Origin of the sequence: Streptomyces roseus (assembly GCF_001044425.1) — a bacterium.
Classification (GTDB): domain Bacteria; phylum Actinomycetota; class Actinomycetes; order Streptomycetales; family Streptomycetaceae; genus Streptomyces; species Streptomyces roseus.
In genome coordinates this window covers 19367-28283 of the sequence record NZ_LFML01000023.1, presented here as the reverse complement: position 1 = coordinate 28283, position 8917 = coordinate 19367, and the positions used below count along the sequence as shown (strand labels likewise).

General features: G+C 70.9%; 10 protein-coding genes and 1 riboswitch. Of the genes, 4 read left to right on the top strand and 6 right to left on the bottom strand.

What is annotated here, in order from left to right; translation table 11 throughout:
• Window positions 1–13: 13 nt before the first annotated feature.
• From ACS04_RS06595 to ACS04_RS06585, 3 genes are all read right to left on the bottom strand, one after another.
• A complete protein-coding gene (locus ACS04_RS06595; RefSeq protein WP_048475573.1) occupies window positions 14–982 on the bottom strand; it encodes an ABC transporter ATP-binding protein in 969 nt (322 codons plus the stop codon).
• 7 nt (window positions 983–989) lie between these two features.
• On the bottom strand, window positions 990–1826 hold the full coding sequence (locus tag ACS04_RS06590; RefSeq protein WP_048475572.1) for an ABC transporter permease: 837 nt from the start codon (window positions 1824–1826) through the stop codon (window positions 990–992).
• Window positions 1827–1923: 97 nt separating this feature from the next.
• On the bottom strand, window positions 1924–2739 hold the full coding sequence (locus ACS04_RS06585) for an ABC transporter permease (RefSeq protein WP_048475577.1): 816 nt from the start codon (window positions 2737–2739) through the stop codon (window positions 1924–1926).
• Window positions 2740–2974: 235 nt separating this feature from the next.
• Here ACS04_RS06585 and ACS04_RS06580 point away from each other — a divergent pair, with 235 nt between their 5' ends.
• The gene (locus ACS04_RS06580; protein ID WP_078864493.1) at window positions 2975–5464 is read left to right on the top strand and encodes a transglycosylase domain-containing protein; all 2490 of its coding nucleotides are present in this window, start codon (window positions 2975–2977) and stop codon (window positions 5462–5464) included.
• A gap of 25 nt (window positions 5465–5489) precedes the next feature.
• On the opposite strand, the gene ACS04_RS06575 is transcribed toward ACS04_RS06580, so the two are convergent.
• From ACS04_RS06575 to ACS04_RS06565, 3 genes are all read right to left on the bottom strand, one after another.
• Entirely contained in the window at window positions 5490–5810 is a 321-nt protein-coding gene (locus ACS04_RS06575) for a DMT family transporter (RefSeq protein WP_048475570.1), read from the bottom strand.
• Window positions 5811–5840: 30 nt separating this feature from the next.
• Window positions 5841–5918: riboswitch (guanidine-III (ykkC-III) riboswitch) on the bottom strand.
• A gap of 85 nt (window positions 5919–6003) precedes the next feature.
• Complete coding sequence (locus ACS04_RS06570; protein WP_048475576.1) at window positions 6004–6306, bottom strand: GroES family chaperonin; 303 nt, start codon at window positions 6304–6306, stop codon at window positions 6004–6006.
• 94 nt (window positions 6307–6400) lie between these two features.
• Window positions 6401–6718, bottom strand: coding sequence for a DUF3618 domain-containing protein (locus ACS04_RS06565; protein WP_048475569.1), 318 nt, complete (start codon window positions 6716–6718; stop codon window positions 6401–6403).
• A 112-nt stretch (window positions 6719–6830) separates the two neighbouring features.
• Here ACS04_RS06565 and bcp point away from each other — a divergent pair, with 112 nt between their 5' ends.
• The 3 genes from bcp (at window position 6831) to ACS04_RS06550 (ending at window position 8910) form a co-directional block, all read left to right on the top strand.
• Window positions 6831–7298, top strand: coding sequence for a thioredoxin-dependent thiol peroxidase (gene bcp, locus ACS04_RS06560; RefSeq protein WP_048475568.1), 468 nt, complete (start codon window positions 6831–6833; stop codon window positions 7296–7298).
• Window positions 7299–7432: 134 nt separating this feature from the next.
• Entirely contained in the window at window positions 7433–8059 is a 627-nt protein-coding gene (locus ACS04_RS06555) for an HNH endonuclease (protein WP_048475567.1), read from the top strand.
• Window positions 8056–8910 carry an HNH endonuclease signature motif containing protein gene (locus ACS04_RS06550; protein ID WP_048475566.1) on the top strand — a complete coding sequence of 285 codons (855 nt, stop codon included), beginning with the start codon at window positions 8056–8058 and terminating at the stop codon, window positions 8908–8910. The genes ACS04_RS06555 and ACS04_RS06550 overlap by 4 nt, the downstream gene beginning before the upstream one ends.
• Window positions 8911–8917 lie beyond the last annotated feature (7 nt).

The window sequence follows — 8917 nt, the reverse complement described above, 5'->3', positions numbered from 1 at the left end:
GGACGTCCCCGCGTCACCCCCGCCCCGCGTACATCCTCGCGATCACGTCCTCGATGTCCGGCTCCCGCACCGACAGGTCCAGCAGCGGATACCGCGCCGCCACCTCCGCCACCAAAGGGGCCGCCGAGGCCCCCGCCGGGAACGCCAGCCACTGCCGCGGCCCGTCCACCTTCACCACCCGCGCCCCCGCCACGCTGATCTCCGGAAGCTCCCGCTCCAGATCCACCACCAGCGTCCGCTCGCCGCCGCCCTCGCCCATGGCGTGCAGACCGGCCAGCGCCCCGTCGTACATCAGCCGCCCGTGATCGATGACCATCACCCGCTCGCACAGCTGCTCGATGTCCTGGAGGTCGTGCGTCGTGAGCAGCACCGTCGTCCCGAGCTCCGCGTTCAGCTGTCGCAGGAAGGCCCGTACCTTCGCCTTGCTCACCACGTCGAGCCCGATCGTCGGCTCGTCCAGGTACAGCACGTCCGGATCGTGCAGCAGCGCCGCCGCGATGTCCCCGCGCATCCGCTGCCCCAGCGAGAGCTGGCGCACCGGTACGTCCAGCAGCTCGGCCAGGTCGAGGCGGTCCACGCACCGCTCCAGGTTCGCCTTGAACCGCGCCTCGGGGATCCGGTACAGGCGCCGCATCAGCCCGTACGAGTCCTTCAGCGGCAGGTCCCACCACAGCGTGGTCCGCTGCCCGAACACCACCCCGATCCGGTGCGCCAGGCGCATTCGCTCCCGCGCCGGGTCGATGCCCGCGACCCGCAGCCGGCCACCGCTCGGGGTGAGGATGCCGGTCAGCATCTTGATCGTGGTCGACTTCCCGGCGCCATTGGGCCCGATGTAGCCGACCACCTCCCCCCGCGCCACCTCGAAGCTGATCCCGTCCACGGCCTTGACCTGCCGTTTCTCCCGCCGCATCAGACCCACCCGGCGCCGTACGCCGAAGACCTTCTCGACCCCGTCCAGCTCGATCAGCGCATCGCTTCCCATACCGCCCTCAGCTCCCCGTACTCCGGTACGAACGCAGTCCCGCGCGCCACGCCAGCGACGCGGGTACGAACACCAACACCGCCACCAGCGGGCTCACGAACGCCACCCACCCCGGCAGCCCCAGCGGATACGGCCGCCCCAGCACGTACAGGGCAGGCAGCCAGTTCACGAAGGCCAGCGGCACGACGAACGTGACCCCGCGCAGCAGGTCCTTCGCGAACACCGTCGGCGGGTACTGGAGCATCGTGTTCCCGCCGTACGTGAAGGAGTTCTGCACCTCCGCCGCGTCCCCGGCGACGAACTGGAAGGCCGCACCGGTCACCATCACCGCCCCGAAGATCGCCGCGCCGGCCAGCACCATCACGGGCACCAGCAGCACCTTCCCGGCCGTCCACGCCACGCCCAGCTCCGAGACCGCCCAGCACAGCACCGCCAGCCCCTGCCCGATCCGCCCCAGCCGGCGCAGCGCGAAGCGGTCGGCGGCGACCTGCGCGAGCACCGGGACCGGGCGCACCAGCATGGTGTCGAGCGAGCCGTCGCGGATCCGGACGCCGATCCGGTCCGTATTGCCGAGGAGGAGGTCCGCCAGGCCCAGGGAGGCCGAGGAGGACCCGTACAGGAGGGCGATCTCGGGCAGCGTGAAACCGCCGAGCGCGTCCACGTGCGAGAACATGATCCAGATCGCCACGAAGTCGAGGAGGGTGATCGCCGCGTTCCCGAAGGTGGAGAGGAAGAACGAGGTCCGGTACGTCATCGTCGACCGGACCCACATCGCCACGATCAGCCCGTAGCCGCGCAGCCCCTCCACGGCCCTGTTCCGTACCGGCACGTCCACCGGCGCCATGTCCCCCGGCGGCGCGCCCGGGACCGGTGGTCGCCTTCGGGTAGCCGCCGGTCCCGCGGACCTCCCCCGAGCGAGGGCCGCCTCCACCGCCTCTGCCTCAGCCACCCTGGACGACCACCTTCCGTGTCGCGGCCGACTGCAACAGCCGCCCCGCGCCCAGCAGTACGAGCGCCCACGCCGACTGGAAGCCCAGCGCCCGCACCGCGCTCCCCGCGCCCGCGTGCACGCCCATCAGCACGTCCAGCGGCACCTGGATCATCGCCGCCCACGGCAGCACGCGGACGAACTCCCCGAACCCGCCCGGGAACACCGTCAGCGGCAGCAGCATCCCGGAGAAGAACACCGTGGCGACGACGGCCACCAGGTTGATCCCGGCCCCGTCCATCAGCCAGAACGCCGCCAGCCCCAGCAGGTACCGCACCCCGAAGCTGACCAGCAGCGCGAACAGCACCGACACGGCGAACAGCAGCCACCGCACCGGGTCGGCGGGCAGGGCCAGCCGGAAGGCCAGCGCCCCCGCCAGCAGGGGCACGACCCCGCGCCCCAACAACTGGAAGCCCGCCCTCCCCAGATCGGCGGCGAGCCACCACAGCTGGAGGTCGGCCGGCCGGTACAGGTCGACGGCGATGTCACCCGTACGGATGCGCTCCTGCATCTCCTCCTGGAACCCGCCGCCGATGAGCGCGCCCGCGGCGAGCAGCGACTGGCTCACCCAGACGAATGTCAGCGCCTGCGCCTGGTCGTAGCCGCCGAGCCCCGGCCGCTCGTCCCACAGCGCGACGTACGTGTACGCGAGGACGAAGCCGAAGACGGTGTTGGTGAACACCCCAGCGGCCGTCGCCGTCCCGTAGGTGGCGTAGCGCCGGAACCCGCCGGCCGCGACGGCCGGATAGAGCCGCGCTCCGCGTGCCACTGCGGCTGCCGCTGCGGCCGCCGCCGCGGCCGCGGTGGTGCGAGCCGTTGCCTGGCGCACCGTATCCCTCCGTTTTCCCGGTCGTTCCTACGTCGGCCAAAGCGCGCGAGCTTAGTGCGGAGGGGCGATCCACGCGACCGCTTTACGCCCGTCCGACGCGGAACGAGCGGCCAATCGGGTAGACAGCATGGGGTACAGACGTGGATATTTCGTACGGCGTCGAGGAGTCCTGGCGATGAGCGACCAGTCACCACCACCGGGCTGGACGCCTCGCGACCCGGACTCCCCGGCGGGATCCTCGCCGGCACGCCGGCCCCGGCAGCCGCGGACGCCCCACGATGCACAGGGACCCCAGGACCCCCCGGGCCCGCGGACGCCGGCCGGCGACCGGCGCGCCCGCAGGGCCGCCAAGAAGGCCGAGCGGAAACGGAAGCGGACCGGCTGGCGCCGCCTGGTCCCCACCTGGCGCATGGTCCTGGCCACCGTCGTCCTGCTCGGCCTGCTGATCGTCGGCGCGTTCGTCGCCGGCTACCTGCTGGTCCACATCCCGCCCGCCAACGCCGCCGCGACCGCCCAGTCCAACCTGTACCTGTACGCCGACGGCTCCCAGCTCGCCCGCGACGGCGAGGTCAACCGCGTCAACGTCCCGCTCTCGCAGATCCCCCGCACCGTCCAGGAAGCCGTACTGGCCGCCGAGGACCGGGACTTCCACTCCGAACGGGCCGTCGACCCCAAGGCCATGATCCGCGCCGCCTGGAACACGGCGACCGGCAAGGGCACCCAGTCCGGCTCCACCATCACCCAGCAGTACGTCAAGAACTACTACCTGGGCCAGGAACAGACCATCAAGCGCAAGGTCAAGGAGTTCTTCATCGCGATCAAGCTCGGCCGCGAGAAGTCGAAGGACTACATCCTGGAGGGCTACCTCAACACCAGCTACTTCGGCCGCAACGCGTACGGCATCCAGGCCGCCGCCCAGGCCTACTACGGCAAGGACGTCGACAAACTCACCACCGCCGAGGGCGCGTACCTCGCCACCCTGCTCAACTCCCCCAGCGCCTTCGACGTCGTCGCCCACCCCCAGAGCCGCGAGCGCGCCCTCGCCCGCTGGAACTACGTACTCGACGGGATGGTCAAGAAGCAGTGGCTGCCGGCCGCCGAGCGGGCCGCCGTCCGCTTCCCCGAACCCGGCAAGGTCCGCCCGGCCGCCGGACTCTCGGGCCAGCGCGGCTATCTCGTCGAGGCCGTGAAGGACTACATCGTCGACCACAAGATCCTCGACGAGAAGACCCTCGCCGAGGGCGGCTACCGCATCACCACCACCATCGACAAGCGCCGGCAGAACGCGTTCGTCGAGGCCGTCGACGACAAGGTGGTCGGCAAGCTCGACCCCAAGGAGCGCACGGCCGACCGGGTCGTGCGGGCCGGCGGGGTCTCCATCGACCCCGCGACCGGCAAGGTCGTCGCCATGTACGGGGGCATCGACTACACCAAGCAGTACGTCAACAACGCGACCCGGCACGACTACCAGGTGGCCTCCACCTTCAAGCCGTTCGTGTTCGCCTCCGCCGTCCAGAACGACTCCCACACCCAGGACGGCCGCCCGATCACCCCCAACACCGTCTACAACGGGGACAACAAGCGCCGCGTGGTCGGCACCCGCACCCCGTACGCCCCCGAGAACGAGGGGCAGATCTCGTACGGGAACATCACCGTCAACACCGCCACCGACCTCTCCGTCAACGCCGTCTTCGCGCAGATGGTCGTCGACGTCGGCACCGCCAAGGTCAAGCAGACCGCGATCGACCTCGGCATCCCCGAGGACACCCCGAACTTCGACGCCGGGCCGGCCATGGCGCTGGGCACCATGCAGGCCAGCGTCCTGGACATGACCCAGGCCTACGCGACCCTCGCCGACCACGGCCGCCGCACCCCCTACACCCTCGTCGAGAAGATCGAGAAGGGCGACGGCGACGTCCCCCTGCCCGACCGCACCCCCCGGCAGGCCGTCAGCCGCGAAGCGGCCGACACCACCACGTCCATGCTGGTCAGCGTCGTCGACAACGGCACCGGTACGGCAGCCCTCGCCGCCGGGCACCCGGCCGCCGGCAAGACGGGCACCGCCGAACTGGACCGCTCCGCCTGGTTCGCGGCGTACACCCCGGACCTGGTCACGGTCGTGTCGATGATGGGCCAGGACCCCGACACGGGGGCCCTGGAATCCCTGTACGGGGCGCTCGGCGAGGCCCGGATCGGGGGCGGCGGGTACCCGGCGCGGATCTGGGCGCAGTACACGAAGGCGGCCCTGGAGAACAGCGACCCCCTGGACTTCGACCTCGATCTCCAGCCGGGCGCCGCCCCGTCCCCGCCGCCGTTCGTCCCGAGCAGCCCGGAGCCGCCGCAGGACGAGAACACCCCGCAGTCCCCGGCCCCGCCGAGCCGGCCGAACCGCCCGGGCCGGCCGACGCCGCCCACCGGCGGCCAGGACCAGGGCGGCCGCAGCCAGGGGCAGAACCAGGGCCAGAACCAGGGGCAGAACCAGGGCCAGACCACCGGGGGCCAGACCCCGGACGAGGACACCACCGCAGGTCAGAGCGACTCCGGCACCTCCGCCGGAACGAGCGCGGGGACCACCGCGGGCACCACGACGGGCTCGACGGCGGGCGCCCTGGGCGGCGTGACGGGCGGCCTGCGCAGCCGCCCGTCATCGCAGTACCTGGAGTAGCCGCCGCGGGAAGGGGCGGCCGGGATCAGTGACCCGAGGTCGCCTTCAGCCCCACCACGGCGACCAGCAGCAGGCAGATGAAGAAGATCCGCGCGGCGGTGACGGGCTCCCCCAGCACCGCCATGCCGAGCACCGCGGCCCCCGCGGCGCCGATGCCCACCCACACGCCGTAGGCGGTACCGATGGGCAGCGTCTTGGCGGCGTACGAGAGCAGCACCATACTGGCGATGATCCCGGCACCGGTGAACACGCTGGGCCACAGCCGGGTGAAGCCCTCCGTGAACTTCATGCCGATCGACCAGCCGACTTCGAGCAGACCGGCGACGAGAAGCAGAACCCAGGCCATGACAGGCACCTCCGGAACGAGAGCGAACGGGGGGCGTCGTCTTGTCGTCCAGCCACGGCTACCCGGTACGGCGCGTCTCGTCGGGGTTCCCCACCACCGTAGCAAAGCCCATGCGAAAGGGCCGGTGACACCGGTCACCGGCCCCTCGACGCCCGCATTCCGTTCGCGACGCCCGCCTACCGCTCGGTGTGGCCTACAGGTAGAGCCCGGTGGAGTCCTTGGACCCCTCCAGCCGCTCCGCGGCCACGGCGTGCAGGTCCCGCTCGCGCATCAGCACGTACGTGGCACCCCGCACCTCGACCTCGGCCCGGTCCTCCGGGTCGTACAGCACCCGGTCACCCGGCTCCACACTGCGCACGTTCTGCCCGACAGCGACCACCTCGGCCCAGGCCAGCCGCTTGCCCACGGCAGCGGTCGCCGGGATCAGGATGCCGCCGCCCGAGCGCCGCTCGCCCTCCGGCGAGTCGGACTTCACGAGCACACGGTCGTGCAGCATGCGGATGGGCAGCTTGTCGTGGGTGGTGGTGTTGGTGTCTTCGCTCACGCCACGAACCTACCCGCCCGCACCCCGCCCGTACGCCGCAGGGTCATCAGCGCTTGCGCCGCGCCGAGACCACGAGCAGGCCGATCACACCCACCGCGAGCAGGGCGACGGGCGCGATCCGCTCGTAGCGCGGAGTGCCGTCCTCGTGGCGCAGGCCGTCGCGCACGTCCGTCACGAGCCGGTTCACGGCGACGACGGCGCGCCCGGCCGTGTGGTCCACCGTCGAGAGGACCCTGGCCTTCGCGTCCCCGATGATCGTCTGCGGGTGCACGCGCACGCCGATCTCGTCGAGCGTCTCGGCGAGCTGTTCGCGGCGGCGGACGATGTCCGCCTCGATCTGTGCGGGGGTCCTGGCTTCGGGCACCGCGCTGCCTCCGTCGTCGTCGGGTCGGTCGGGTAGGGGGCGTAGCCCACCATGAACAGTCTGTCAGCTTAGTCTCGGACCGTACCGATCCCCTCCCGAGGAGACTGTTGACATGAGCGAGCGACTCCAGCCGGGCGACACCGCCCCCGCCTTCACCCTGCCCGACGCGGACGGCAACGAGGTCTCGCTCGCCGACCACAAGGGCCGCAAGGTGATCGTGTACTTCTACCCGGCGGCGCTGACCCCGGGCTGCACGAAGCAGGCCTGCGATTTCACGGACAACCTGTCGGTACTGGCCGAGGCCGGCTACGACGTGATCGGCGTGTCCCCGGACAAGCCGGAGAAGCTGGCGAAGTTCCGCGAGAAGGAGCACCTGTTGGTCACCCTGGTCGGCGACCCGGAGAAGCAGGTCCTGGAGGCGTACGGCGCGTACGGCGAGAAGAAGCTGTACGGCAAGACGGTGACCGGCGTCATCCGCTCGACGGTGATCGTGGACGAGGAGGGCAAGGTCGAACGCGCCCTCTACAACGTCAAGGCCACGGGCCACGTAGCCAAGATCATCAAGGACCTGGCCATCTAGGCCGCGTCGCTTCCGCGAGCCGCGGCCCGCACCCACCCGGTGCGGGCCGCTCCGCTCACCGGACGTAACCGCCCGCATATCGCCTCGTTAGGCCGTACGGGGCACGAACACGGTGCCGGACGAAGGGGGCGGCGATGGCGGTGCGCTACACACGGGAGCTGCTGGAGGAGGCGGCTCGGGCAACGACGAACTTCCACGACGCGGTGCGCTGGTGCGGGGGCGATCCCACACCGGGCACCAGGCGGTACGTACGCGCGAAGATGGTGGAGGCGGGCATCGACTTCTCGCACTTCCCGGCTCAGTGGGCGCGGCACTCGGAGGAACGGCTGCGCGAGCTGGTCGCGGCCTCGGCCTCCGTCCGGGAGGTGATCTCCCGCCTGGGCATCAGCCAGGTCGGAGGCAACCACACCCACATCGGCCGACGGATAGCGGCACTCGGCATCGACACCTCGCACTTCACGACAGCGGGGAAGCGGCGCCCGAAGGGATCCCTGGGGCCCGCGCTCGACCTGAGGGCACCGGAAGAGGGAAGGGTTCCGGGCGAACGGCTGCGCAGGGCGTTGCTCGCGTCCGGGGTGCCGGAGGAATGCGCGGAGTGCGGCGTCGGAGTGGAGTGGAACGGCAAGCCGCTGCGCCACGAGGTCGACCACGTCAACGGCGACTGGTGGGACAACCGCCCCGTAAATCTCCGGCTCATGTGCCCCAACTGCCATGCCACGACCGACACCTACCGCGGGCGGAAGCGGCGGCGGTCCGCATGAAGAACCCGCGGTACACACGCGAGCTGCTCGCCGCGAGCGCGCCGGACGCCACCGGCCTCGTGGATCTCATGCGCCGGCTAGGTGCCCCGCCGACCTGCGACCTTCGCACCTACCTCCGCAAACGGCTGGCCCACTACGGCATCGATACGTCGCACTTCGTCGACGAGCCGCTCCCCACCCGAATCCCGCAGGTCTACACGAAGGAGCGGCTGACGGAGGCAGCGGCACCTTCGCACAGCATCGCCGGCATGTTCGCCCACATGGGGATCGAGCCGTACGACAGCGCGTTCGGCCACGTCCGGAAGAAGCTCGACGAATTCGGCATCGACACCTCGCACTTCGCCACTCAGGTGCGCCGCGGAGACCGGCTGTTCCCGCGTGAGGAGATCACGCGCGCCGTCGCCGAGTCCCGAAGCATTGCGGGGGTGATGCGCGCGCTGGGCCATGGCGAGCGCAGCGGATCGGCCCGCGCGAAGGCGAGGCGGAGCATCGAGGAGTACGGGATATCCACGGACCACTTCACCGGGCAGGGGCATGCCGCGGGAAGCCGTTCACCTGCCCGCAAGCCGGCACCGGACGTCCTGCGACGCCTCGAAACCGGCTCGGGGCGTGAGAAGACCGCCGTGCTGCGCCGCGCCCTTGACGATCTCGACGTACCGCACGTGTGCGCCGCATGCGGAATCGGGGAGACATGGCGAGGGAGGCGGCTCGTTCTGGAAATCGATCACATCAATGGCGACCGGCTGGACAACCGCCGTGCGAACCTCCGCTACCTGTGCCCCTCCTGCCACAGCCAGACGGGAACGTTCGCGAAACGATCTCCCGGCACAACACGGGGACGAGCACAGTAAAGTAGCC

Bases quoted from the DNA above. Each gene is read 5' to 3' on its own strand.
- ACS04_RS06575 (WP_048475570.1), bottom strand. From the start codon at position 5,810: ATGGCCTGGGTTCTGCTTCTCGTCGCCGGTCTGCTCGAAGTCGGCTGG.
- ACS04_RS06590 (WP_048475572.1), bottom strand. From the start codon at position 1,826: ATGGCGCCGGTGGACGTGCCGGTACGGAACAGGGCCGTGGAGGGGCTG.
- bcp (WP_048475568.1), top strand. From the start codon at position 6,831: ATGAGCGAGCGACTCCAGCCGGGCGACACCGCCCCCGCCTTCACCCTG.
- ACS04_RS06595 (WP_048475573.1), bottom strand. From the start codon at position 982: ATGGGAAGCGATGCGCTGATCGAGCTGGACGGGGTCGAGAAGGTCTTC.
- ACS04_RS06570 (WP_048475576.1), bottom strand. From the start codon at position 6,306: ATGCTGCACGACCGTGTGCTCGTGAAGTCCGACTCGCCGGAGGGCGAG.
- ACS04_RS06550 (WP_048475566.1), top strand. From the start codon at position 8,056: ATGAAGAACCCGCGGTACACACGCGAGCTGCTCGCCGCGAGCGCGCCG.
- ACS04_RS06555 (WP_048475567.1), top strand. From the start codon at position 7,433: ATGGCGGTGCGCTACACACGGGAGCTGCTGGAGGAGGCGGCTCGGGCA.
- ACS04_RS06580 (WP_078864493.1), top strand. From the start codon at position 2,975: ATGAGCGACCAGTCACCACCACCGGGCTGGACGCCTCGCGACCCGGAC.